This is a genomic window from Micromonospora sp. NPDC049201 (assembly GCF_055586805.1).
This window is the reverse complement of sequence record NZ_JBVJHM010000007.1, coordinates 31,789-56,385: the sequence shown is the minus strand read 5'-3', so window position 1 is coordinate 56,385 and position 24,597 is coordinate 31,789. Positions and strand designations below refer to the sequence as shown.

Annotated in this window: 20 protein-coding genes; 5 read left to right on the top strand and 15 right to left on the bottom strand. The window is 75.0% G+C overall.

The features are described 5' to 3' along the window. Nucleotides 1–100 precede the first annotated feature (100 nt). On the top strand, nucleotides 101–1,477 hold the full coding sequence (locus ACZ6O5_RS16340; protein WP_465977948.1) for a glycosyl hydrolase family 18 protein: 1,377 nt from the start codon (nucleotides 101–103) through the stop codon (nucleotides 1,475–1,477). A 43-nt stretch (nucleotides 1,478–1,520) separates the two neighbouring features. On the opposite strand, the gene ACZ6O5_RS16335 is transcribed toward ACZ6O5_RS16340, so the two are convergent. Beyond that, a complete protein-coding gene (locus ACZ6O5_RS16335) occupies nucleotides 1,521–2,498 on the bottom strand; it encodes a DUF2804 domain-containing protein (protein WP_465977946.1) in 978 nt (325 codons plus the stop codon). 88 nt (nucleotides 2,499–2,586) lie between these two features. Continuing rightward, nucleotides 2,587–3,342 carry a peptidylprolyl isomerase gene (locus ACZ6O5_RS16330; protein ID WP_465977944.1) on the bottom strand — a complete coding sequence of 252 codons (756 nt, stop codon included), beginning with the start codon at nucleotides 3,340–3,342 and terminating at the stop codon, nucleotides 2,587–2,589. Between the two features lie 114 nt (nucleotides 3,343–3,456). Between ACZ6O5_RS16330 and ACZ6O5_RS16325 the strand changes: the two genes are divergently transcribed. From ACZ6O5_RS16325 to ACZ6O5_RS16315, 3 genes are all read left to right on the top strand, one after another. After that, nucleotides 3,457–4,575, top strand: a complete 1,119-nt coding sequence (locus ACZ6O5_RS16325; protein ID WP_465977942.1) for an RNA ligase RtcB family protein — start codon at nucleotides 3,457–3,459, stop codon at nucleotides 4,573–4,575. Further along, a complete protein-coding gene (prfH, locus tag ACZ6O5_RS16320; protein ID WP_465977940.1) occupies nucleotides 4,572–5,177 on the top strand; it encodes a peptide chain release factor H in 606 nt (201 codons plus the stop codon). The genes ACZ6O5_RS16325 and prfH overlap by 4 nt, the downstream gene beginning before the upstream one ends. A 293-nt stretch (nucleotides 5,178–5,470) precedes the next feature. After that, complete coding sequence (locus tag ACZ6O5_RS16315; RefSeq protein WP_465978474.1) at nucleotides 5,471–6,298, top strand: DUF72 domain-containing protein; 828 nt, start codon at nucleotides 5,471–5,473, stop codon at nucleotides 6,296–6,298. A gap of 70 nt (nucleotides 6,299–6,368) precedes the next feature. Here the strand turns inward: ACZ6O5_RS16315 and ACZ6O5_RS16310 are convergent, their stop codons facing one another. The 12 genes from ACZ6O5_RS16310 to ACZ6O5_RS16255 form a co-directional block, all read right to left on the bottom strand. Continuing rightward, on the bottom strand, nucleotides 6,369–7,787 hold the full coding sequence (locus ACZ6O5_RS16310) for an ATP-binding protein (RefSeq protein WP_465977938.1): 1,419 nt from the start codon (nucleotides 7,785–7,787) through the stop codon (nucleotides 6,369–6,371). Further along, entirely contained in the window at nucleotides 7,784–9,442 is a 1,659-nt protein-coding gene (locus ACZ6O5_RS16305) for an NAD(P)/FAD-dependent oxidoreductase (RefSeq protein WP_465977937.1), read from the bottom strand. Before ACZ6O5_RS16305 ends, ACZ6O5_RS16310 begins: the two co-directional genes overlap by 4 nt. Before the next feature lie 94 nt (nucleotides 9,443–9,536). After that, nucleotides 9,537–10,370: a methyltransferase domain-containing protein gene (locus ACZ6O5_RS16300; protein ID WP_465977935.1), complete on the bottom strand. Its 834-nt coding sequence runs from the start codon at nucleotides 10,368–10,370 to the stop codon at nucleotides 9,537–9,539. A gap of 33 nt (nucleotides 10,371–10,403) precedes the next feature. Next, nucleotides 10,404–11,177, bottom strand: coding sequence for an ABC transporter ATP-binding protein (locus ACZ6O5_RS16295; protein ID WP_465977933.1), 774 nt, complete (start codon nucleotides 11,175–11,177; stop codon nucleotides 10,404–10,406). Then, nucleotides 11,177–11,914, bottom strand: a complete 738-nt coding sequence (locus tag ACZ6O5_RS16290; RefSeq protein ID WP_465977931.1) for an ABC transporter ATP-binding protein — start codon at nucleotides 11,912–11,914, stop codon at nucleotides 11,177–11,179. Before ACZ6O5_RS16290 ends, ACZ6O5_RS16295 begins: the two co-directional genes overlap by 1 nt. Next, nucleotides 11,911–12,972 (bottom strand): branched-chain amino acid ABC transporter permease, encoded by a 1,062-nt coding sequence (locus ACZ6O5_RS16285; protein WP_465977929.1) that lies wholly within the window; start codon nucleotides 12,970–12,972, stop codon nucleotides 11,911–11,913. The genes ACZ6O5_RS16290 and ACZ6O5_RS16285 overlap by 4 nt, the downstream gene beginning before the upstream one ends. Nucleotides 12,973–12,983: 11 nt before the next feature. Beyond that, nucleotides 12,984–13,856 (bottom strand): branched-chain amino acid ABC transporter permease, encoded by an 873-nt coding sequence (locus ACZ6O5_RS16280; RefSeq protein WP_465977927.1) that lies wholly within the window; start codon nucleotides 13,854–13,856, stop codon nucleotides 12,984–12,986. 3 nt (nucleotides 13,857–13,859) lie between these two features. Next, nucleotides 13,860–15,053: an ABC transporter substrate-binding protein gene (locus tag ACZ6O5_RS16275; protein ID WP_465977925.1), complete on the bottom strand. Its 1,194-nt coding sequence runs from the start codon at nucleotides 15,051–15,053 to the stop codon at nucleotides 13,860–13,862. A 49-nt stretch (nucleotides 15,054–15,102) separates the two neighbouring features. Next, nucleotides 15,103–15,507 (bottom strand): roadblock/LC7 domain-containing protein, encoded by a 405-nt coding sequence (locus ACZ6O5_RS16270; protein ID WP_107156703.1) that lies wholly within the window; start codon nucleotides 15,505–15,507, stop codon nucleotides 15,103–15,105. Between the two features lie 17 nt (nucleotides 15,508–15,524). Next, nucleotides 15,525–17,942, bottom strand: coding sequence for a sensor histidine kinase (locus tag ACZ6O5_RS16265; RefSeq protein WP_465977923.1), 2,418 nt, complete (start codon nucleotides 17,940–17,942; stop codon nucleotides 15,525–15,527). A gap of 253 nt (nucleotides 17,943–18,195) precedes the next feature. Further along, nucleotides 18,196–18,645, bottom strand: a complete 450-nt coding sequence (locus ACZ6O5_RS16260) for a helix-turn-helix transcriptional regulator (RefSeq protein WP_465977921.1) — start codon at nucleotides 18,643–18,645, stop codon at nucleotides 18,196–18,198. Between the two features lie 144 nt (nucleotides 18,646–18,789). Then, a complete protein-coding gene (locus ACZ6O5_RS16255; RefSeq protein ID WP_465977919.1) occupies nucleotides 18,790–20,058 on the bottom strand; it encodes a cytochrome P450 in 1,269 nt (422 codons plus the stop codon). 155 nt (nucleotides 20,059–20,213) lie between these two features. Between ACZ6O5_RS16255 and ACZ6O5_RS16250 the strand changes: the two genes are divergently transcribed. Further along, nucleotides 20,214–21,260, top strand: a complete 1,047-nt coding sequence (locus ACZ6O5_RS16250) for a zinc-dependent alcohol dehydrogenase family protein (protein ID WP_465977917.1) — start codon at nucleotides 20,214–20,216, stop codon at nucleotides 21,258–21,260. A 63-nt stretch (nucleotides 21,261–21,323) separates the two neighbouring features. Here the strand turns inward: ACZ6O5_RS16250 and ACZ6O5_RS16245 are convergent, their stop codons facing one another. Further along, nucleotides 21,324–24,539, bottom strand: a complete 3,216-nt coding sequence (locus ACZ6O5_RS16245; RefSeq protein ID WP_465977916.1) for an Ig-like domain-containing protein — start codon at nucleotides 24,537–24,539, stop codon at nucleotides 21,324–21,326. Nucleotides 24,540–24,597: the final 58 nt, after the last annotated feature.

The window sequence follows — 24,597 nt, the reverse complement described above, 5'->3', positions numbered from 1 at the left end:
CATCTAAGCCCATCATTGACGGCTTAGTTAATAGTCTTTAATATTTGGTCCACCTCGAGGAACACCCCCTGTCCGCCCCCGTCCCCCGGGAAGGCCCTCGATGCCCACACCCCACCTCCGGCGCCGCCTCGCCGCCGGTGCGCTCGCGCTGGCCACCGCCGCCGCGACGCTCGCCCTCACCCCCTCCGCCGCCGAGGCGGTGGTGCTGCCCAACGGCTTCAAGAGCGTCGGCTACATGCCGTCGTGGAGCGGCAGCGTCACCAGCATCCAGTACGGCAAACTCACCCACGTCAACTACGCCTTCGTGCTGCCCAACGGCGACGGCAGCCTGCGCGCGGTGGAGAACCCGAGCAAACTCTCCTCGCTGGTCTCGCTCGGGCACGCCAACAACGTCAAGGTCTCCATCGCCATCGGCGGCTGGAACGACGGCGACGACTCCGCGTTCGAGGCGCTCGCCGCCAACTCCGGCGCCCGCGGCGCGTTCGTGAACAACGTGGTCGCCTTCGTCAACCAGTACAACCTCGACGGGGTCGACATCGACTGGGAATACCCCGACCCGGGCGCGTCCGCCAGCAACTACACACTGCTGATGCAGCAGCTCGGCAGCGCCCTGCACAGCCGCGGCAAACTGCTCACCGCCGCCGTGGTCGCCGAGGGCTACTACGTCAACGGCGTACCCACCGCGGTCTTCGGCTCGGTGGACTGGCTCAACATCATGGCGTACGACGGCGGCAGCCCGCACGCCAACTACGACTGGTCGATCGCCGCCGTGAACGGGTGGAAGGCGCGCGGCCTGCCCGCCGCCAAGGCGGTGCTCGGCGTGCCGTTCTACAGCCGGCCCGGCTACTACACGTACGCGGCGCTTGTCGGCATGGACCCGGCCAACGCCAACCGGGACTGCACCACGGCCGGCGGCGCGCAGCAGTGCTACAACGGCATCCCGACGGTCAAGCGCAAGACGCAGTGGGCCCTGGCGAACGCCGGCGGCATGATGAACTGGGAGCTGTCCCAGGACACCACCGGCGCGACATCGCTGGTCGGCGCCATCTACGACACGGTCACCGGCGGCGGCACCACGCTACCGCCGTCCGGGCGGACCGGGCCGATCACCGGCATCGGCGGCAAGTGCGTCGACGTCGCCGCCGCCGGCACCGCCAACGGCACCGCGGTCCAGCTCTACTCCTGCAACGGCACCGCCGCGCAGAGCTGGACCGTGGGCGGCGACGGCACCCTGCGGTCGCTGGGCAAGTGCCTCGACGTGACCAGCGCCGGCACCGCGAACGGCACGAAGATCCAGCTCTGGGACTGCAACGGCACCGGCGCGCAGGTCTGGCAGGCGCAGAGCAACGGCACGCTGCGCAACCCGGTGTCGAACCGGTGCCTGGACGCCACCGACAACAGTTCCGCCGACGGCACCCGGTTGCAGATCTGGGACTGCTTCGGCGGCGCCAACCAGGTCTGGCGACTGCCGGCCTGACCGCCCGGCCACGCGTCCCCGCCGACCCCGGCGGGGACGCGTGTCACCAGCGGTTACGCGCCTCCTCGGCCCAGCCGACCAGGCCGTCGAGGTCCACCCGCGCACCGTCGTCGGTGGCGGCCCAGCCGGTGAAGTGCCCGAAGCACTGGTGGGTCTCGCCGGCCAGCACCACCAGGTTCGTGCGCCCCACCCGCTCGTGGAACGGATGGAAGGTGACGTCCACCCGGTCGCCGGTGATCCGCCACGGCCGCAGCCAGTCGGCCCGGTCGTACCGCCAGGCGAGGTCCGCGCCGATCTTGTGCAGCCGCCCGTCGACGAAGACCGCGTTCTCGGTCGAGCCGGTCCCGTCGGTCCACTTCCCGCCGAGCTGGATCGCCCGGCCGGGCGCGCTGCCCGCCGCCCAGTTCCACCGCACCGCGTACCGCCACTTGCCGCGACCGTGGTCCAGCGCCGCGAACGCCCCCTCCCCCACCGGATACGTGGTGCCGTCCACCCGCAGGGTGCCGTGCACCGGGCGGCCCACGTCCTTGACCGTGTACTGGAACCGGCGGGTGCTCCACGGCACCACCACGCCGAGCGACTCGTGCCCCGGTGGCAGCGGCACCGTCAGGTCGACCTCGACACCGGGCGCGGTGGCCCGGACAGCGCTGCCCTCGGGTCCCTGGTCCACCTCGACGACCAGTCCGCCACCACGGGCCCGGACCGCTCCCACGCCGCTGACCGGCGGCAACACCGCGCCCCGCGCGAACGGGACCACCGCCTCGGTGACGGTCTCCCGGCCGGTCCGCCGGTCGAGCAGGTAGAGGCTCTGCACGCCGGCATAGTCCAGCGAGGACGCGACCAGGCCGAGGATGTGCGTCGGGGTGACCACGCCCCAGTGCTCCCACCGCTTGGCCCGGCCCCAGCCGCGCAGGTTCGACCGGTGCAGCGGGCGGCGGCTCCACCCGACCGCCGCCGGGTTCAACCGCCCGTCGGGGCGGCACAGGTCGACCGGCTCGGTGATCTCCCGCTCGTGCGTCACCGCCGCAGGCTACCGGGCGGGACGGCGGGACGACGACAGCCGCCCGGCGGCCCGGCGGGACGTCAGCCGCCCCGCCGGGCCGGCGTCGTCAGCGGCCCCGGGTGGTCTTGCAGATCTCCACCGGCTGGGCGGGCGCGCCGTCCACCGGCGCCGGGTCCTCCGGCGTGGCGGCGATGCCGCCGGCCGCGATCCGGTCCAGCGTGGCCAGTCCGGCCGCGTCGACCCGCCCGAAGACGGTGTAGTTCGGGCGCAGCGCCGAGTCGGCCTGGACCAGGAAGAACTGGCTACCGTTGGTGTCCGGGCCGGCGTTCGCCATGGCCAGCGTGCCGCGGGCGTAGAGGCGGCGTACACCGGTCGGGTCGGTCGGCGCGGGCGGCAGGTCGGTGGGCAGCTCGTCGCGGTACCGGTAACCCGGGCCGCCCTCGCCGGTGCCGGACGGGTCACCGCACTGGAGCACCGTCAACGTCGGGTACGCGGTGAGCCGGTGGCAGGGCGTCCGGTCGTAGAACCGGTGCCGGGCCAGGTGCAGGAAGCTCTGCACGGTGCACGGCGCCTGCTCGCGGTCGAGGGTCAGCCCGATCGGCCCCTGGTTGGTGCGCAGCGTGACCCGAACCGTGCCCCGGTCCGGCGTACGGCGCGGGTCCGGCGGCAGCGGCACCGGCCGGGCCGCCGGCTCGTCCGGCGTCGGCGTGTACGCGCACGGCCCCTTGGTCGGTGCGGGGTCGGCGGCCGGGGCCGCGCTCGCGGCGACGGCGGAGCCGGCGACAAGTGCGACGGCGGCCACCGTCACCCCGGCGAGGCGGGCCAGCAGCGGGGCGGCGTGCGGTCGGGTTTCGCTCGACACGTGGGTCCTCCCTGGACTCGTGGTACCAGAACGACCGGAGTCTATGGAGCCGGTGACCCGATGTCGACGAAAGTCGGTTGCCGGGCGCGGCGGGGTCCGGGAGGGTGACGGTCCGTGCCTGCCTCCGTCTCCGTCTTCTCCTCCCCCGGCAGTTGGATCGAGTCCGCCGCACTCGACCAGTGCCACCAGGTCGCCGCGCTGGACGGCATGACGCACGTCGCCGCCATGCCCGACCTGCACCCCGGCAAGGGCGCCCCGATCGGCGCCGCCATGGCCTCGACAGTGCTCTACCCGTTCCTGGTCGGCTCCGACATCGGGTGCGGCATCGCGGTGTTCCCGATCGCGCTGCGCCGAGCCGTACCGGAACGGCTCGCCGCCCGCTTCCCCGACCTGGACCGTGCGCTGCACCCCGAGCGGGACGCCGACGACCCGGCCTGGTCGGTGCTGACCGGCGACGTGCCCACCGGCCACCTCGACGGCCTCGGCACGGTCGGCCGGGGCAACCACTTCGTCGAGCTGGCCCGCGTCGGCGCGCTCGCCGCGCCGGAGCACGCCGAGCGGCTCGGGCTGGCCACCGGCGACCTGGTGCTGGTGGTGCACTCCGGGTCACGCGGGCTGGGCGAGATGATCCTGCGCGAGCACACCGAGACGCACGGCGCCGGCCCCGCGCCCGATCCGGACGCCTACCTGGCCCGGCACGACGACGCCGTCCGGTGGGGCTCGCTCAACCGGCGGCTGCTGGCCGCCCGGGTCGCGTACGCGCTGGGCGCCGAGCCCACCGAGCCGGTCGTCGACCAGTGCCACAACCTGGTGGAACGCCGTGACGGGCACTACCTGCACCGCAAGGGCGCGGCCCCGGGCGACGGCCGGGACGTGCTGGTCGCCGGCACCCGGGGCACCCCGTCCCACCTGGTGGCCGCGCATGCCGGCGCGGACGCCAACCACTCGGTGGCGCACGGCGCCGGCCGGAAGATGTCCCGCGCCGACGCGCTGCGCCGGGGCAAGGCCAAGCACACCGTCGAGGAGCTGCGTCGCACGCCGGTCGGCTCGATCGTGGTGTGCGGCGACCGGCAACTGCTGTTCGAGGAGGCGCCCACCGCGTACAAGCGGATCGAGCAGGTGATCGAAGACCTGGTGGCGCACCGTCTGGCCACGCCGGTCACCACCACGGTGCCCCTGGTCACCTACAAGACGCCTGATGTCGCGCCGGGTCGCCGCCGGGGGCGGCGGTGACGGAGCTGTTCCTGTCCGCCGGGCACGGCCCGGCGGAGTGCGCGTGGGCGCTGGCCCGGCTGCTGTCCCGCCTGGAGGCCGACGCCGCCCGGCATCGCCTGGGCACGACCCGGGTGGAGAGCGTGCCGGGTGACCGGCCGGGCACCTGGCGGTCGGTGCGGCTGCGGATCACCGGTGCCGGCGCGGAGGAGTTCGCCGCCGGCTGGACCGGCACGCTCTGCTGGCAGGCGCCCAGCCCCTACCGGCCGGGCCACGGGCGCAAGAACTGGTACGTCACCGCCCGCCCGTACCGGGCCGACGCCGAGGGCACGCCGTTCCACGAACGCGACGTCGCGTTCGTGCCCTGCCGCACCGGCGGACCCGGCGGGCAGCACCGGAACAAGGCCAGCACGGCCGTCCGGGCCACCCACCGGCCCTCCGGCCGAACCGTGGTGGTGGATACCGAACGGCACCTGCACCTCAACCGCCGGATCGCGGTCGAGCTGCTGCGCCGGCGGGTCGCCGAGGACGACGAGGCCACCCGGCGCGACGGCGCGACGGCCCGCTGGCGGACCCACGACGAGCTGGTCCGGGGCGACCCGACGCGGGTGGAGCGGCCGTGACGCGTACCGCCGCGCTCTGATCCGCGGCTGCGAGTCGACGCCCCCGGGGCTGGTTCCCGGCGGGTCGGGGCCGGCGGCATCGCAGGGCGTGAAGCGTTATACCTGAGAGTCATAAATATGACGCTCAGGTATAACGGCTCGGACCCGATTGTTCCTCCGCCGAGGTCACGCACGGTGACCGGTGCCGAGATACGGCCCGATGTCCCAGCCGGATACGGTGGGCACCGGCTCGGGCGGTCCCCGTCCGACGCGGCGCGGGAGGAGACCGGATGCGGCTGCACGTCGGGTGTGCCATGTGGACCCACCGGTCCTGGGCAGGCCGGTTCCTGCCGCACCCGCTGCCGGCCGGCGAGCGGCTGCACGCGTACGCCGGCTGGTGCGACGCGGTCGAGGGCAACACCACGTTCTACGCCACCCCGGCCCGGGAGACGGTGGCGTCCTGGGCGGAACAGACCGACCCGGAGTTCCGCTTCCTGGCGAAGCTGCCCAAGGTGGTCACGCACGAGCGCCGCCTCACCGGTGGCGAGGCCGAGCTGCGGGCGTTCCTGGACGCGATGGAACCGCTCGGCCCACGGGCGCACATGCTCTGGGTGCAACTGCCCGGCTCGTTCGGCCCGACCGACCTGCCCGACCTCGACCGGTTCCTGCGTACCCTGCCCGCCACCCACCGCTACGCGGTCGAGGTCCGACACCCCGCCTTCTTCACCGACCCCGACGCGGCCCGGCCGCTGGAGCGGATGCTCGGCCGGGCCGACGCGGAGTGGGTCCCGTTCGACACCACCGCGTTCTTCCGGACGCCGCCGACCAGCGACGCGGAGCGGGAGGCGTGGACGCGCAAGCCGCGCCTGCCGAGACGCACCGGGGCGCTGACCGACCGGCCGGTGGTGCGCTACCTCGGCCGGGACGACCCGGCCGCGACGGTCGAGGGCTGGCAGCCGTGGCTGGACGTGGTCGTCGGCTGGCTGCGCGAGGGCCGCTCGCCGACCGTGTTCGTGCACACGCCGGACAACGCGGACGCCCCCGAGCTGGCCCGGCGCTTCCACGACCAGGTCCGCGCCCGCCTGCCCGAGCTGGCGCCACCGCCCGAGCCGGCCCCGGTCGGCCCGGCCACGCTGTTCTGACCGCCGTCGCGGGCCGCCCGGCCGGCATCGGCCGGGCGGCCGGACCCGGGCACGGGCCGGCCGCGCCCGGTCAGGCCGGCGTGAGCGGCAGCAGCACCGTGAACCGGGTGTCGCCGGGCTCCGACCGGACCCGGATGTCGCCGTGGTGCTTGTTGACCACGATCCGGTACGAGATGTCCAACCCGAGACCGGTGCCCTCGCCGACCGCCTTGGTGGTGAAGAACGGCTCGAATATGCGCGGCCGGACCGCCGGTGGGATGCCCGGACCGGTGTCGGCGATCTCCACGGTCAGCCGCTCGTCGGTGCGGCCGGTGCGCACCGTCAAGGTGCCCTCGCCGGCCATCGCGCCCAGCGCGTTGTCGATGAGGTTCGTCCAGACCTGGTTGAGTTCGGCCGCGTACGCCGACACCGTGGGCAGACTCCGGTCGTACTCCCGGACCACCCGGACACCCGCCGGGATCTTCGCCTGGAGCATGACCAGCGTGGCGTCGAGCAGCTCGTGCACGTCCACCGTCTGGAAGGGCGCGCGGTCGAGCTGGGAGTACTGCTTCGCGGCGCCGACCAGCCCGGACACCCGGGTGACCGCGTCGTCGATCTCGCCCATCAGCAGCTCGGTGTCGATGGTGTAGGTGATCCAGTGCACCGCCGACTCCAGGTCGTCGCCGCCGACCGCGGCGTCGACCTGGGCCAGCCAGCCGGTGTCGAGCCCGCCGGCCACCAGCGTCGGGGCCAGCTCCCAGGCCCCGCGTACGCCGCGCTCGTCGAGCCAGTCGGCCAGCTCGTCCTCGGCGTCGCTGGCCGCCAGCGGCGACAGCGTGGGCGCGGCGGCGGCCCGCTTCACCGCCTCCTCCTGCAACGCGACCAGGTCGTGCAGGCGCCGCCCGTCGAGCCGACCGTCGGCGATCATGGCGAGCTTGTGCCGCATCTTGGCCACCCGGCCGCGCAGCGCCGACGTGGCCCGGACCGCCGCCGCCGCCGGATTGTTCAGCTCGTGGGTGAGCCCGGCGGAGAGCGCGCCCAGCGCCAGCAGCCGTTCCCGCTCGCCGACGATGGTCTGCGTGTTGCGCATCCCGATGAACAGTCCCTCCAGCAGGTGGGTGGCCATCGGGAACCAGCCGCGCATGGCGTCCGCGATGATCGCCGCCGGCAGCGCGAACACCGCGCAGTCGGTGACCGCGCGCAGGCTGTTGCGGTAGCGCTGCTCGGCCGGGTCGCCGACGTACGCCTGCATGGCGCCGCCGTAGACGCCGCGCTGGCTGGTGCGGCTCACCTCCACCTCGTCGCCCTGGACCCGCTGGTGCATCGCCACGGTGCCGTCCAGCAGCACGTAGAAGCAGCTCGCCGGCTCGCCCTCGACGTAGACCGCCTCGCCGGCGCGACGCCGCTCCACCCGGCCGTGCTCGGCCAGGTGGGCGAGCTGCTCCGGGGTCAGCGACTCGAACAGGAACAGCCCGCGAAGCTCGTCGGTGGTGAGCCGATCGGCACTCATTGCGCCTCCAGGTACCGGTGGACCAGTGAGACCGCCATCGCGCCCTCCCCCACCGCCGACGCGACCCGCTTCACCGAGTCGGCCCGCACGTCCCCGGCGGCGAACACGCCCGGCATGCTGGACTCCAGGTGGTAGGGGTCGCGCGGCAGGGACCAGCCGGCCGGCCGGTGGCCGCCCCGGGTGAGGTCCGGCCCGGTCAGCACGAAGCCCCGACGGTCCCGGACCACCGCGCCGTCGAGCCAGTCGGTGTGCGGCTCCGCGCCGATGAAGACGAACAGCCACGAGGTGTCCGCGTCCCGGGTCTCGCCGGTGCGCATGTCCCGCAGCGTCACCCGCTCCAGGTGCTCCTGCCCGGCGCCGCCGACCACCTCGGTGCACGGGTGCACCTCGATGGCGTCGATCCGGGCGATCTGGTCGATCAGGTAGCTGGACATCGACCGGGACAGGTCGTCGCCGCGGATGAGCAGGTGCACCCGGCGGGCGTACCGGGAGAAGTGCACCGCCGCCTGGCCGGCCGAGTTCGCCCCGCCGACGATGTAGACGTCCTCCCCGGCGCAGCTCGGCGCCTCGCTCGCCACCGAGCCGTAGAAGCAGCCGCGCCCGGTCAGCTCGGCCAGCCCGGGTGCCGGCAGCATCCGGTAGGAGACGCCGGTGGCCAGCACCACGGTGTGCGCGGCGACGCTGCTGCCGTCGCTGAACCGCAGCACCCGCGCGCCGCCCGCGTTCTCCAGCGACACCACCTCGCGCGCGCTCAGCAGTTCCGCGCCGAACCGCAGCGCCTGCCGGCGGGCCCGGTCGGTGAGCTGGGCGCCGGAGACGCCGTCCGGGAAGCCGAGGTAGTTCTCGATCCGGCTGCTCTGCCCGGCCTGCCCGCCGGTCGCCCGCCGCTCGATCAGCACGGTCCGCAGCCCCTCCGAGGCGCCGTAGACCGCCGCGCCCAGCCCGGCCGGGCCGGCGCCGACCACCACCAGGTCGTAGAACTCGGCGGCCGGCGTGGTGGCGAGGCCGACCCGCGCGGCCAGGTCGGCCGTCGTCGGCCGCACCAGCGACGTGCCGTCCGCGGTCACCACCAGGGGTACGTCCTCAGCGGTCACGCCCGCGGCACTGAGCAGCCCGGCGCCCTCCGGCTCGTCGGCGAGCACCCAGCGGAACGGCACCAGGTTGCGGGCCAGGAAGTCACGCGCCGTGAACGACGGCGCCGACCAGCGGTGCCCGACCACCCGCAGCTCGGGCGTGGCCGTGGCGCCCTCCGCGGTCCACGCCGCCAGGAGCTGGTCCAGCACCGGGTAGAGCTTCTCCTCCGGCGGGTGCCACGGTTTGAGCAGGTAGTGGTCCAGGTCCACCACGTTGATCGCGTTGATCGCGGCGTCCGTGTCGGCGTACGCGGTGAGCAGGACCCGGCGCGCGGCGGGGAACAGGTCCATCGCCGCCTCGAGGAACTCGATGCCGTTCATCTGCGGCATCCGGTAGTCGGCGAGCAGCACCGCCACCTGCTCGCCGCGCAGCTTCAACTCGCGCAGCGCGTCCAACGCCGCCTCGGCGGAGTCGGCCCGGACCACCCGGTAACGGTCGCCGTAGCGACGCCGGATGTCGCGGGCGACCGCCCGGGAGACGGCCGGGTCGTCGTCGACGGTGAGGATCGCGGGGTTGGGCATGCCGTCCATCCAAGCACCCGCCGAGGCCGACCCGCACCACCAGACCGGGTGGCACTGGCCTCGGCGGGGAGCCCGCTACGCCGAGGCCCGCGCGTCACCGCCGTACCGGACCCCGACGTCGGCCCCGGGTCGACACGAACTGGTACGACATCGCCGCGAACCCGGGGTCGCGCAGCAGCCGGCGGAACGCGTCGAGCTGGCCCGGCGACAGCCCGGCGTCGAGCAGTTCCGGTTCGAGCTGACGGGAGTTCGTGCCGTACAGCGAGATGCCGAGGGAGCCGCCCGCCCAGCTCTGCGCGTGGCTGACGGTGTCGACGTCGACCAGGCCGGCGGCGGCCAGTTCGGCGTGCACGTCCTGCGCCCAGGCCAGGTCCGCGCCGTGGCTCTGGAGGATGCTCAGCATCGCGTCCGTGACCTGGGCGAAGAGTTTCGCCGCGTCGTCGCTCGGCGCGGTGAGCACCCGCAGCGGCGCGGTGCAGTCGAACTCCTCGACCACCAGCCACCCGCCCGGCGCGAGCGCGCCGGCCAGCGTACGCAGGACCCGGCGCCGCTCCGGCAGGTGCAGCAGCACCAGCCGGGCGTGGATCACGTCGAACCCGTCCCCCGGCGGCGGCTCGCGGCGCACGTCGTGCCGGCGGACGTCGAGGTTGCCGGCCGGCCGCAGGTGCGTCAGGTCGAGGTCGGTGGCGAGCACCCGGCCGCTCGGGCCGACGGCGGCGGCCATGGCGCGGGCCACCGAGCCGCCGCCGGCGCCGACCTCCCAGCACCTGACACCGGGGGCGAGCAGCGGCGCGGCGAGCCGGCCGGTGGTGATCGGGTCGAGGAAGGCTTCGAGCGCGTGCAGTTGGGGCACCGCGTCGGCGGCGCCGGTGTCGAAGGCGTAGTCGGTCCCGGGGGCGGACTCGGTCTCGGGGACGTCGGTCGGCATCGTTCCTCATTCCTGTGTTCGCGGTCGGTCGGTTCACGGGCCCGAGGGCGTGGGCAGCCCGGGCCGGGGCCGGGGAGCCGGTGGCTCCGCGACCGCGGCGACGCTGAGCAGCGCCGCCACCGCGCCCGGGTCGGCCCGGGCCTCGTCGGCCGGCCGGTCGTAGACCACCCGGCCGTACTCCAGCACCGCGACCCGGTCGGCGACCTCGACCGCGTGCCGGATCTGCTGCTCCACCAGCAGCACGGTCAGCCCGGCCCCGGCCAGCGACCGGACCAGGTCGCGGACCCGTAGCGCCAGGTCCGGTGCGAGCCCTTCACAGGGCTCGTCGAGCAGCAGCACGCGGGGCTGGCCGAGCAGCGCCCGGGCGATCGCCAGCATCTGCTGTTCGCCGCCGGAGAGCTGGTCGCCCCGGTGCCGTAGCCGTTCGGAGAGCCGGGGCAGCAGCTCCAGCACCCGGGCGACCGTCCAGCCCTCGCCGCCCGGCGTCGCCGCCCGCCACGGCGCGGCGGCCAGGACCAGGTGCTCGGCCACGGTCAGCCGGGAGAAGACGCGCCGGCCCTGCGGCACCAGCCCCACCCCGGCGCGGGCGATCCGGTGCGGCTGCCGGCCGGTGACCGGTACGCCGCCCAGCTCGATCCGCCCGGCGTGCGGCCGGACCAGGCCGGCCACGCAGTGCACGAGCGTGCTCTTGCCGGCGCCGTTGCGGCCCACCAGCACCTGCACCGTGCCGGGCCGCACGTCGAGGCTCACCTCGTGCAGCACGGTGCCACCGGCGTAACCGGCGCAGAGCCGGTCGATGCGCAGCATCACGTCACTCCCTCCGCGTACGCCTCCCGGACCGGGCCGGACGCGCGGATCTCGGCGGGCGACCCGGTGGCGAGCGTCCGGCCGTCGCGCAGCACGGTCACCGTGTCGCAGAGCGCGTAGACCAGGTCCAGCCGGTGCTCGACCAGCAGCACCGCGACCGCGCGGGGCAGCCCGCGCAGGAACTCCGCCAGCCAGCCGACCTCCGCCGCGGACAGCCCGGCGGCCGGCTCGTCGAGCAGCAGCAGCCGGGGCCGCCCGGCCAACGCCACCGCGATCTCCAGTTGCCGGCGCTGCCCGTGGGCGAACTGCCCGGCCGGCGTCGCGGCGAGGTCGCCGAGGCCGACCCGGTCCAGCAGCGCGTCCGCGGTACGCCCGGCGGCCCGTCGTCGCGCCGCCGGCTGCCACCGGCCGGCTCGCCGGGGCAGCGCGGCGACCAGCACGTTCTCCCGGGCGGTAAGCGAACCCCAGACGGCGGGCCGCTGGTGGATCCGGCCGACGCCGCGCCGGGCCCGGGCGGCCGGCCCGAGCCCCGTGACGTCCCGCCCGCCCAGCCTGATCCGGCCGGCGGTCGGCCGGGTGGCGCCGGCCACCACGTCGAGCAGCGTGGTCTTGCCCGCGCCGTTCGGCCCGATCAGCGCGTGCCGCTGCCCGAGCGGCAGCCGCAGGTCGACGCCGTCCAGCGCGGTCAGCGACCCGTACCGCACGGTGACCGCCTCGGCGGTGAGCAGCGGCGTCATGCGCGTACCCCGGTCACGGCGGGTGGCCGGCGGACGTCGCCGGGACGCGCGTCGTCCGGGGCGGACGGCGGCCGGGCACGCCCGGCCCGGCGGCTGCGGCGGGCGGTGGGCAGCAGGTGCGCGACCACGACGAAGGCCAGGCCCAGCACCAGCGGCGCCTGGCCGGGCAACGCGCCGAACAACCAGTCCCGGGCGGCGACCACCAGCACGGCGCCGACCAGCGCGCCACCGACCGAGGCGGTCCCGCCGACGACCACGCCGAGCAGCAGCAGCGCGGAGGTGTCGAACCCGAAGTCGGCTGGCGAGACGTACTGCTGCGCGGTGACCAGCAGCGAGCCGGCGGCGCCGGCGATCGCGCCGGCGGCGACGTGGACGCCGGCCACGTGCGCCGCCACCCGGTGTCCGCTGGCCCGCAGCCGCGCCTCGTCGTCCCGGCCGGCCCGCAGCAGCAGCCCGACCCGGCCGCGCAGCACCAGCAGCACCAGGCCGGCCAGCACCGCCACCACCACCAGCGTGTAGAGGTAACGGGACCGGTCGGTGGCCAGCACCGGCAGCCCCCACAGCGGCCGGGTCGCGGCGATGCCGGCGAGACCGTCCGTGCCCCCGGTCACCGACGTCCACCGGCCGGCGAGGACCACCGCCAGCTCGCCGACCGCCAGCGTGATCATCAGGAGCACCACGCCGCGGGCCGGGAGCACCAGCGGCAGCGCCACCACGGCCAGCGCCGCCCCCGCCCCGGCCGCGACGAGCAGGTGCACCGGCCCGACGTCGGAGAGCTGGCCGCCGACCACCGCGCCGGCGTACGCGCCGGCCGCGTAGGGCGCGGTCTGGCCGAGCGTGGGCAGCCCGGCGACGCCGGTCAGCAGCGCGACGCTCACCGCGACCAGGCCCAACGCCAGCGTGCGGGCCAGCAACGCCACGGTGTAGTCGTCCACCGTCCAGGGCGCGGCGACCAGGCCGACCAGCACCGCCACGGCGACGGTCACGCGCAGCGCCCCCACGACCCGCTCCCGCACGACGTCCACCGCGCGCCGACCGGACCGCGTGGCCACCCGCACCGCCCGGTCCCTCATGTCGCCCGCCGGGCGGTGGCCAGGCCGCGCGCCCGGACCGCGAGCACCACCGCCATGGCGGCGAAGAGCAGGAACGGGGCGGCCGACGGGACGAGCGCCACGCCGAGCGTCTGGATCTGGCCGACCGCCAGCGCCGCGAGCAGCGTGCCGCTCATCGAGCCGAGGCCACCGAGGACCACCACGACCAGGGAGAGCAGCAGCACCGCGTCGGCGGTGCCCGGCCCCGGACCGATGATCGGCGCGCCGAGCACGCCCGCGGCCCCGGCCAGCGCACCGGCCGCGGCCAGCACGCCGACCCGCACCACGGCCGGGCTCACCCCGAGCGTGGCGACCATCTCGGCGTCGTCGACCGCGGCCCGCACCAGCATGCCGGCCCGGGTGCGACGCACCACCAGGTGCAGCAGGCCGGCGAGCAACGCGGCCACCAGGATGAAGACCAGCCGGTACGCGGCGTAGCGGTGCCCCGCCACCGCCACCGACCCGTCCAGCGCGGCCGGTACCCGGACCGGCGGGTCGTCCGGGCCGAACGCGGCCACCAGCAGGCTGCCGCCGGCCAGCGCGACGCCGAAGGTGACAAGCGCCTGGGTGAGGTGCCCGGCCGCCGCGACACGGGTGAGCAGCACCGCGACCAGCGCGCCGGCGGCGGTGGCGGCGAGCACGCCGACCGCCAGCGCAAGCGCCAGGCTGGCCCAGCCGCCGTCCAGCAGCGCGGCGGCGGTGTAGCCGCCGATCGCGAACAGCGTGCCGTGGGCCAGGTTCAGGATGCCGGCCACGCCGAAGCAGAGCACCAGCCCGGACGCGGCGACGAACACCAGCAGCCCGTAGGCGACCCCGTCCACGGCCGGGACGACGTACGGGTCGACCGGCACGTCTCAGCCGCCCACGGTGGCGAGGTCGCCGACCACGGTGTTGGACAGCGCCCGGCCGTCCGGGCGGACCTGACGCAGGTACCACTTCTGCACCGGGGCGTGGGTGGTCGGCGAGAACTGCCAGGTGCCGCGCGGGCTGGCGATCTGCCCGAGCTGACCGACGGCCGCGTTGATCCGGTCCGGGGTGGCGTCGTCGCCGGCCGCCGCGATCGCCCGGTCCAGCACCGCCGCCGCGTCGTAGGAGGCCATCGCGTACGTCGTCGGCGAGCCGTCGTGCTCGGCCTTCCAGGCGGCCACGAAGGCTCGGTTCTCCGCGTTGTCCAGGTCCGGTGAGTAGTTCAGCACCGAGTAGATGTCCCGCGCGGCGTCGCCCTGCGCGTCGAGCACACCGCCCTCGGTCAGGAAGCCGGCGGCGTAGAGCGGCACGTCCCTGATCTCCGAGCGGGCGTACTGCTTGACGAAGTCGACGGCGGCGCTGCCGGCGTAGAACGTGTAGACCGCGTCCGCGCCGGACGCCTTGATCCGGGCGAAGTACGGGGTGAAGTTGGTGGTCGCCGGGAACGGCGTGAACGTGGTCTTGCCGTCCGGGTTGGCGAGCTTCCCGCCGGCCTTCGCGTACGCCTCGGTGAAGCCCCGCAACTCGTCCCAGCCGCCCTGGTAGTCCGGGCCGATCGCGTAGACGCTGCCCTTGACGTCCTCGCGCACGTGCGCCGCGATCGCCTCGCCGGGCTCGTCGGAGAGGTAGGAGGTGTGCCAGACCCGGGACACGTCCTTGAGTTCCGGCCGCCCGTTGGAGCCGACGAACGGCACCTTCGTCTCGGTGAGCAGCGGTTGGACCGCGGCCACCGAGCCGCCGCCGACGATGCCGGTGAGCGCCACCACCCGGTCCTGTTTGAGCAGCTTGGTGGCGGCGGGCACGGCGGTGGCCGCGCCGTTGCCCTCGTCGGCGACGACCAGCTCGACCGTCCGCCCGCCGAGCTTGCCGTCGTGGGCGGACAGGTAGAGCTGGAAACCGTCGCGGATGTCCTTGCCCACCGACTGGTAGGTGCCGGAGAGCGACGCGAGCAGGCCGATCTTGACGGTGCCGCCGGGACCGGCGGCCGGGCCGTCGTCGGCGCAGGCGGGCGCCGCGAGCAGGACGAGCGCGAGCAGCGCCGCGGTGCGGGCACGGCTGCGCCGGGTCAGGGTCAGGGACATGGTGTCTCTCCAGGTGTCAGGGATGCGGAGTCCGGCGGGAGGCCGGCGGTCAGCGGCTGCGGCTCAGGGCCGCCCGGGCCGCGGGGGTGAGCGCGTCGCCGATGCGGTTCGCCAACTCGGCCATCTCGTAGGAGACCTTGCCGACGTCGCACCGCGGATCGGCGAGCACGAGCAGGGAGGCGCCGTCGTTGAACGCCATGGAGAACATGAAGCCGCCCTCCAGCTGGGTGACGTTGGAGATCACCGCGCCGGCGTCGAAGAACGCCGCCGCGCCGCGCAGCAGGCTGACCAGCCCGCTGCCGGTGGCCGCCAACTGGTCGGCCCGGTCCGGCGGGAGGCCGCGGGTGGCGGCCACCATCAGACCGTCGCTGGAGATGGCGATCGCGTGGGTGACCTCGGCGGCGCGCTCGGCGAACGCGTCCAGCAGCCAGCCGAGATCCTGGTGGTCGGTCACGTGCACTCCCTGTCCGGTCAGTTGGTGATCAGGTTGGTCCGGCGACCGGCGACCCCGCGGGCGTACGCCGCCATGGCGGTGGCCACCCGCGCCGGGTCCCGGTGCTCGGTGGCCTGCCGGGGCGCCGGGACACCGCCGGGCACCAGGTGCTCCTGCGGCTGCCGGCGCGGCAGCCCGGACGTGGTGGTGCCGGCGACCCGGGGCTCGTCGGCGCGCGCCGCGGTGCGCCAGGCGTCGTCCGCCGGGCCGGCCCAGGACGCGGCGTCGCCCGGCCGGTCGGCCTGGAACCAGTGGTTGACCTGGTCGAAGATGATCAGCTCCTCGGTGGGGGCGTCGGCGGCGGCCGACGACGCCGGCTGGAACACCGGAGCGACCGGGAGCGACCGGTCGGCGGCCGGGCCACCGGCCCAGGGCTGCGGGGCGGGCCGCGCGCCGGCGGGCACCGCAGCGGGCCGCGCGCCGGCGGGCACGACGGTGGCCGGCACGACCGGGGACGCGACCGTTGCGCGGGCCGCCCGGCGGGACGGTCGCTCGGGGGTGAGCAGGAACTCCTCGGGCGGCAGCGGCCGGAGCAGCGCGGCCGGCAGGGCCACCTCGGCGATGGTGCCGCGCCGCGGCCCGGACCGGAGCTGCACGGCGGCGCCCAGCCGGGTGGCGAGCTGCCCCACCACGACCAGTCCCATCGCCCGCACGGTGGCCACGTCGATGGCGGGCGGCTGGGCGAGCAGGTCGTTGAGCTGCTGCCGCCGGTGCGGGGGCAGGCCGACGCCCTCGTCGCTGATCTGCACGATCACCCGGTCGCCGAGGCTCCGGCCGGTCACCCACGCCTCGGTCGCCGGCGGGGAGTAGCCGGTGGCGTTCTCCATCAGCTCGGCCAGCAGGTGCACCACCTCGTCGACCGACTCGGCGGCCACCGCGACGTCGCCGTCGACCAGGCCGAGACGGATGCGGGCGTAGTGCTCGATCTGGCTCTGCGCGGCCTGGAGCACCTGCGGCAGCGGCACGTCGTGGTGGCGGACCCGACCGACGCCCACCCCGCCCAGCACGAGCAGGCTGGCGTTGATCCGGCCCATCCGGGTGGCGAGATTGTCCAGCGCGTAGAGCTGGTGCAGCCGGTCCGGGTCGGTCTCGTCCCGCTCGACGCGGTCCACCTGGGCCAGCACGGCGTCGACCAGGCGCTGTTCCCGCCGGCTCAGGTGGATGAAGATCTCCGCCGTGTTGGCCCGCATCACGGCCTGCTCCGCGGCGGTCCGGACGGCGGCCCGGTGCACCGCGTTGAACGCCTGCCCGACCTCGCCGATCTCGTCGTCGCCGGAGACCTCCAGCGCGTCGACGGCCTGGCGACGGGCCAGGTCGTCCGGGTCGACCGAGGCGCTGTCCGGCTCTTGGAGCCGGGCCACCACCTGGGGCAGCCGCTCGAACGCGACCGCGTTGGCCGCGTCCCGCAGCCGGCGCAGCCGCCGGGTGATCTGGCGGGCCACCGCCCAGGTGACAAGCGCGGTGAGCAGCAGGGCCAGCAGGGCAGCCGCCGCCTCCACCACGGTCCGGCGACGTTGGTCCGCGTGCGCGGCCCGGATGTCGTCGAGCACCGCCCCGTCGACCCGTAGGCGCAGCTCGGCCAGGCGGACCGCCCACTGCTGGGTGGCGGTGAGCCAGGTGCCGAGGTCCAGTTCGAGGCGGTCGCCGGCCGCCGTCCGGGCCACCTGGTCGAGGAGCCGTTGCAGCCGCAGCGCGTTCTCGCCGCTGCCGGCCTGCTCCCACCAGCCCTGCCAGGCCGGCCGGGCGAGTGCCTGGAAGGCCAGCGACGCCTCGGTGACGCCGGTCCGGGCGGCGGTGATGTCCTGCTGGAGCGCGGGCGTCACCTGGCCGGCGGTGACCGCGCGCAGCACGGCCACCTGCTGCTGGCCGACCGCCTCGGCCACTTTGGACAACGCGGCGGAGGCGCGGATGCCGTCCGCGATCCGCGGCTCGACCACGCCGAGCGTGACGCTCTCCCGGAGGCCGAGCAGGTCGGCGATGACGATGCGGTAGCTGAACGTCATCGCCGAGACCGAGGCGCGTTCGGCGGTGCGGACCTGCGCGCGCAGCGGGGCGAGGTTGGCCAGCGCCGCGTCGATCCGCGGCAGGACGGCCCGTTCGGCGGCGGTGCCGGCGGGCACCCGGGCCCGCTGCCGGCGGTATCCGGCGACCGCCGCGTCGGTGGCGGTGGTGGCGTCCGCGAACGCGTCCTGCTGGTCGGGGGCGCCCCGGGTGAGCAGGTCGGCGGCGACGATCCGTTCGTACTGCAACCGGTGGGCCAGGCCACCCGCCTCGGCGCCGAGCTGGGCGAGCTGGCCGAGATCGCTGGCGCGGGCGGTCTGTCGGGCGCTCTCGGTCAGTGCCAGTCCGGCGAAACCCATCACGGCGACGAGCGGGGCCGCCACGATGAGGCGCATCCGGCCGCCGATGCGCCACCGACGGCGGCGGGGCGGGTAGGGTCGGGCCGCGTGGGACCTCGTGCTCGACGCCACTGCTGACTCCCCGCGCTGATCGGCAAACTTCTATCTGCACTTGCGGATTGCACGTCTCATTCCGCCGGAAGCCGCGCGCCGAGGCCAGACCCGACCGTGGTACAAACAGGCCGTACCAGCATCTGTACCCAGAGGCGGCGACGCCGACGGCAACCCCCGACCGGGGCATCGACCCCGGTCAGTGCCGGTTGGCCGCCGACGGCGGCGGGCCCTCCGGCTCGGGCTGTCCGAGCACCTGACCGATCAGTTCCCGCAGCTCGTCGATGGCCGCCACCACCGCCTGCGGATCGCGCGGATCGCGCCGCGCGGCCGGTGGGCCGGCCGGGTCCACCTCGCCGAGCCGGGGCCCCCGCCGGCCGTCCGCCGCCAACTGCTCGGCGGCGACCTGCGGCCACAGCTCGGCGAGCCGCCCGCCGGTGGCGAGCACCTCGTCGCACCGGACGGCGAACTCCTGGCTGCCGAACCGCCGGCCGGACTCGACCGCGGCGACCGTCTCCCGGCTGAACCGCACCCGCTCGGCCAGCGCCCGCTGGGTCAGGCCACGCCGGGTCCGCCAGCGGCGCAGCTCGGCACGGAACTGGCGGCTGGCGGCGGAGGGAGCGGCGCTCGACGCGGGCGTGCGATCCATGTGCTCACCTTCGCGACGCCGGACCGGCATCGGCAACAGATCGAGGACGGGCGATGACTGGGCGTTCGCAGGGGGTCATTCTTAACCCACCGGCGTACGGGTGTGAAGACGTGACTGCGCTGCGTGTCCGCCGCCGCCGCCCGGTCACGCCACCGGCCGCGCGACCGGACGGCGGTCGGTCGACACCCGCGGCGCGACGGTCACCGGCAGCCCGCGGTGCGCGCGGAACGCCAGGTTGGGCCGGAAGACGCGGGGATGCCCCGGGGCCGGCCGCAGGTCCGGCAGGGCCGCGGCGAGCCGGGCGAGCGCGGTGCCCGCCTCCAGCCGGGCCAGCGCCGCGCCGATGCAGAAGTGCGGGCCGTGACCGAAGGAGAGGTGGTCGTGCGCGTCCGGCCGGTCCGGGTCGAACCGGTCCGGGTGGCCGAACACCGCCGGGTCCCGGTTGGCGGCGCCGATCAGCAACAGGCAGCGCGCCCCGGCCGGGATGGCCACGCCGCCCAGCGTGACCGGGTGGTTGGTGACCCGCAGCCAGCCGTCGATGGCGGGCGCGAAGCGCAGCGTCTCGGTGACGAACGCCGGGACCCGGTCCGGACGCTCGGCGAGCGAGCGCCACCGGCCCGGCTCGGACAGCGCCCGGTCCACCGCGTGGGCGAGCAGCCCGGCCGTGGTCTCGTGCCCGGCGACCAGCAGGTTGAACACGATGCTCGACGCCTCGGCCACGGTCAGCACCTCGTCGTCGCCGCCCCGGTACGCCAGCAGCTCGGCGACGTAGTCGTCACCGCCGCCGTCCAGCCGGCGCCGCACCAGGTCCTGGCAGTAGTGCCAGAACTCCAGCAGCCCGCCGGCGAGCCGGACCTGCTCGGCCGGGTCGGGGCTGCCCCAGATCAGGGCGATCTGCCCGTCCGCCCAGGCCCGGATGCGCGGCACGTCGCCCGCCGGCACGCCGAGGATGTCGAGCAGCACCAGCAGCGGCAGCTCGGCGGTGAACGCCGGGACCAGGTCGACCTCGTCGCCGGCCCGGGCGGCCAGCCGCGCCACCAGCTCGTCCACCCGGCGACGCACGATCCGGCCGTAACGCTGCTCCACCCGTTCCGGGGTGTTGGCGAACGTGACCCGCAGCGCCCGGCGGGTACGGGGGTGCACCGGCGGGTCGGCCGCGGCGGTGGTGGGTGGCGCGTCGATCCCGGCGACCAGGGCGAGCGCCTCGGGGCAGATGTCATACACCGGGGCGAGCGTGAGCGCGTTGCCGAACGCCCGCGCGTCGGCCAGCGCCCGCCGGACGTCGGCGTGCCGGGTGATCAGCCACAACCCGAGTTCGTCGTCGTGGTGCACGCCGCCGTCGGCGGCCAGCAGGCGGGCCCAGACGCCGGCCGGGTCGGTGAGATACGCTCCCGCGAACGGATTCAACCGCATGACCGCCTCCTGCACTACCGACCGCTTTCCTTACCGTGCGCCACCACACGAACACGCGTCAAGATTTGCCGGCATCAATATATTTCTGCCGCTTTCCCGCAACTTGCGCCCTGCCCCTTGCCCTCCGCACACCCGGCGCGGGGGAGGATGGTGGGATGCGGGCGGTGGTGTTCGAGGAGTTCAACGCGTGGCCCGAGGTGCGGGAAGTGGCCGACCCCGCCCCGGCGCGCGACGGGGTGGTCGTCCGGGTCGGCGCGACCGGGCTGTGCCGCAGCGACTGGCACGGCTGGCAGGGCCACGACCCGGACATCCGGCTCCCGCACGTACCCGGGCACGAGTTCGCCGGTGTCGTCGCCGCGGTCGGCGCCGACGTACGCGGCTGGCGGCCGGGCGACCGGGTCACCGCGCCGTTCGTCTGCGCCTGCGGGCGGTGCCCCACCTGCCTCGCCGGCGACCAGCAGGTCTGTGAGCGGCAGACCCAGCCGGGCTTCACCGGCTGGGGCTCGTTCGCGGAGTACGTGGCGGTGCGGCACGCCGACGTCAACCTGGTCCGGCTGCCGGACGAGGTGGACGACGGGACCGCCGCCGCGCTCGGCTGCCGGTTCGCCACCGCGTTCCGGGCCGTGGTCGCGCAGGGCCGGGTGGCCGCGGGCGAGTGGGTGGCCGTACACGGGTGCGGTGGGGTGGGCCTGTCCGCCGTGATGATCGCGGCGGCGGGCGGCGCCCGGGTGGTGGCCGTGGACGTCGCGCCCGCCGCGCTGGCGCTGGCCCGGCGCAGCGGCGCCGCGGTCTGCCTGGACGGGTCCGCGCTCGGCGGACCCGGCGAGGTGGCCGCCGCGGTCCGCGACGCGACCGGCGGCGGCGCCCACCTCTCACTCGACGCGTTGGGCAGTCACGCCACCTGCGTCGCCTCGATCGAAAGCCTGCGCCGGCGGGGCCGGCACGTGCAGGTCGGGCTGCTGCCCGCCGCGCAGGGCCGGCCCGCGCTGCCGATGGATCTGGTGATCGCCCACGAACTGGAGTTGCGGGGCAGCCACGGGATGCCCGCCCACGCCTATCCCGAGCTGCTGCGGCTGGTCACCGCCGGGGTGCTGCGCCCCGGCGAGCTGGTCACCGGCGTCATCGGGCTGGCCGACGCGCCCGCGGCGCTGGCCACCATGGACCGGCCGGCCACCGCCGGGATGCGGCTCGTCCGCCCCTGACGGCGACGGGCCGGCCCGACGTCGGGAGGACCCGACGCGGACCGGCCCGCGGCCGACCGGGGATCAGTCGGTGACGGTCACCGAGACGGTACGGACCGGCTGCTGGTACTGCCCGTAGTTGTCCATGCCCCGGATCGTCACCGTGTACGTGCCGGCCGGCACCACCGGCGACGTGTACGCGAAGTTCGACCCCGGCGAACCCGGGCTGGTGAGGAACGCCGCGATCCACGTGCCGGCCCGGCCGAACGTGCCGGCCGCGTTCATGCCCTGCCCGGCGGCGTTGGTGATCTGCAACTCCACCTTCTGCATGCCGACGTCGTCGACCGCCCGGCCGGTCACCACGATCCGGCCACCGGTGTAGACCTCGCCCTCGACCGGCGTGATGCTCGGCTCCAGCGTCGGGTCGGCGTCACCGGGGTAGACCAGGTACTTCGCGGTGGCGCCACTGGTCGAGCCGTCCTGCTGGCCGGCCGTGTCCACCGCCCACGCCTCGACGCTGTAGGTGCCCTTCGTGGGCAGGTCGACCGGGAGCGTGAACGTGGTGCTGGTGGCGTCCGGGGCGGCGAGCGTCGCGTCGAGCGTGGCGAACGCGGCGGCCATCGTGCCGTTCGGCTGGACGTACCGGCCGGTGTCCAGGTCGCGCAGCGCCACCCGGACGGTCTTGACGCCCTTGTCGTCGGTCGCCGTGCCGGCCAGGTCGAGGTGCAGCCGGTCGACGTTCTGGTCGGTCCCGGTGAAGCTGAGCAGCCCGTTCGGGAAGGCGTCGCCGGGCACCTGCGCGGTGACGGTGAGCCGGCCCAGGTTGGTGGTGGACGTGGTCAGGCCCAGCCTGTCGGTGGCGCGCACCCGGAAGTCGTAGACGCCGGGGGTGAGCGGAACCGTGGTGAAGGACCAGTCGAACGTGGCGGCGTCGAGGTTGGTCGGGGAGATCCGGTGGTACGCGGCGACCGAGTCGGCGCCCCAGGTGCCGTCCGCGGCCAGCGCCTCGCGGGTGGTGTTGTTGCGCAGGTAGATCTCGACCGACTTCAGCGCGTCCTCGTCGGCGGCGGTGCCGGCGAACGTGACCGTCGCGCCCGGCGCCACGGTCAGCGGCGCGGCGGCGGTGGGCGGGGTCATCGCCACCGGCGCGGTGATCGCCACGGTCGGCGGGACACCGGTCGCCGAGACGGTCCAGTCCCGGGTGTCACCGCGCAGGTCGCTCTGTCCGGCCGTGTCGACCGCGGTGGCGGTCATCCGCCACTGCCCCTCGGTCGGCAGCGTCACCTCGTACTGCCAGGTGGCGGACGTCGCGCCGAGCACGTCCGGCTCGCCCCGGAACGTGTTGTAGACCGCCGCGACGCTGCCGTCGTCCTGCAGGTACCGGTTGTCCGGCGTGCGGAACGAGTAGATCATCGAGCTGACGCCCTTGTCGTCGGTCGCGGTGCCGGTGGCGACGAAGCTCTGGGTGGCGATCAGGCCGGCGGTCGGCGCGGTGATCCGGGTGGCCGGCGGCAGGTCGTCGAAGCGGAACGCCTCGATCTTCTTGATCGCCTTGGTGGTGTCGCCGGCCCCGTCGCGGCCGACCGTCTTCGCCTGGATCTGGTAGACGCCGGCCGGCAGCGACACCGGGAGCTGCCAGGTGGTGGACGTGGCGTTCGGCGCGGCGACCGTGGCGTTCAGCGACTTGAACGCACCCCAGGTCGTCAGGTCGGCCTGGAGGTACTGTCCGCTGTTGCGGTCCATGACCTCGACCTGGACCTTGGACACGCCGGCCGGGGCGAGCGCCTGGCCACCCAGGTCGAACGACTCGCCGGCCTGCTTCACCGCGCCCTCGATCGGCGTGGTGATCGTGGTGTCCAGCGCGGCCGGCGCCGGCTCCTTGGACAGGTCGAAGAACGCGACCCGACCGGTCGTCTTGCCGCCCTTGACGTTGCCGTCGCCGCCGACCAGCAGGCCACGCGCGGTGGCCAGCATCGCCTTCTCCCCCTCGTACGAGTTGGAGCCGGGGTTCCACTCCAGCGCGGTGCCGGTGAGCGGGTCCAGCGCGCCGAGGTGGTCGCGGCGGACCACCTGGTCGCCGAGGCCGTAGCCGCTCAGGCCCTGGCCGGTGCCGTAGCCGACGTTGTCCAGCCCGGGCCACGGCACGTTCGAGGTGGGCGACTCCTGCCAGCTGAAGTGACCGCCGACGTAGACGGCGGTGTCGGTGATCGCGACCGAGTAGATGCTGTCGAAGTGCCGGGAGATCCAGAGCGGCTCGACGTGGTCGTTTCCGGTCAGCGAGTACGCGATGGCGGTGTCGTTGATCGGCGGCCGGTCGCCGCCCGACCCGCTGGTGACCACGAAGTACGAGTCGTCCGGCGCGATGTCACCGGCGAAGACACGCTGGATGCCGCCGACGAAGGAGAGGTTGTCCTCCCACAGCCGGGTCCGCCACGGCAGCAGCGCCTTGCTGGCCGTACCGATCAGGGCCACGCCGTAGCGGTCCTGCCCGGCGATCTGGCGACCGGTGTGCACGACCAGCAGCTTGCTGCGGTCGTGGGTGAGCTTGAGCTGCTGCACGGTGAGCATGCCGCCGACGCCGATGCCACCGGTGACCGGCAGGTTGAACGCGGTGTCGACGGCGCCGGTGGTCGGGTTCAGCGCGGCCAGGCCGCTGCGGGCGACGCCGTTGACGGTGGCGAACTGGCCGCCGACGTAGACGGCGGTGGGGCTCACCGCCAGCGCGGTCGCCCGCGCGCTGGCGGTCGCGGTGAACGCGGCCACCGGCGCGCCGGTGGTCGGGTTGAGCCGGGCGATCTTGCGCTTGGTGACGCCGTTGATCGTGTTGAACGAGCCGGCGATGTAGAGCGACGTGCCGTCCGGCGACGCCTCGACGGCCGCCACCGCGCCGTCGATGGTCGGCTTGAAGCCGGTGTCCACCTTGCCGGTGTCCAGGTTGTACGAGGCCAGCGACTTCTGCGCGATCGCCGTGCCGCCGACGTTCGCGATCGAGGTGAACGTGCCGGCGATGAAGACCCGGTTGCCGATCACCTCGATGTCGGTGATCTCGCCGTTGGTGATCCGCGGCGTGTCGGTGCGGGGCGTGCTCGGCATCAGCCGGGTGTCCCCCGGCGTGACCTGCGCCCTGGTGGCGACCGTCCGGGCGGCGCCGAGCGCGGCGCGGCCCCCCGTCGCCTGGGCGCCGGTGCGCCCGGTGACACCGGCGTCGGTGACGGTGACGACGCCGGCCAACGCCGGCACCCCCGCCACCACGACCACGCCGGCGGCGAGCACCGCTACCGCGCGACTCCAAACTCGCATCGAGACAACTCTCCCTGTCCGCCCGGACGGCGCCCTCGGGTGGCTCCCGACTTCCCTC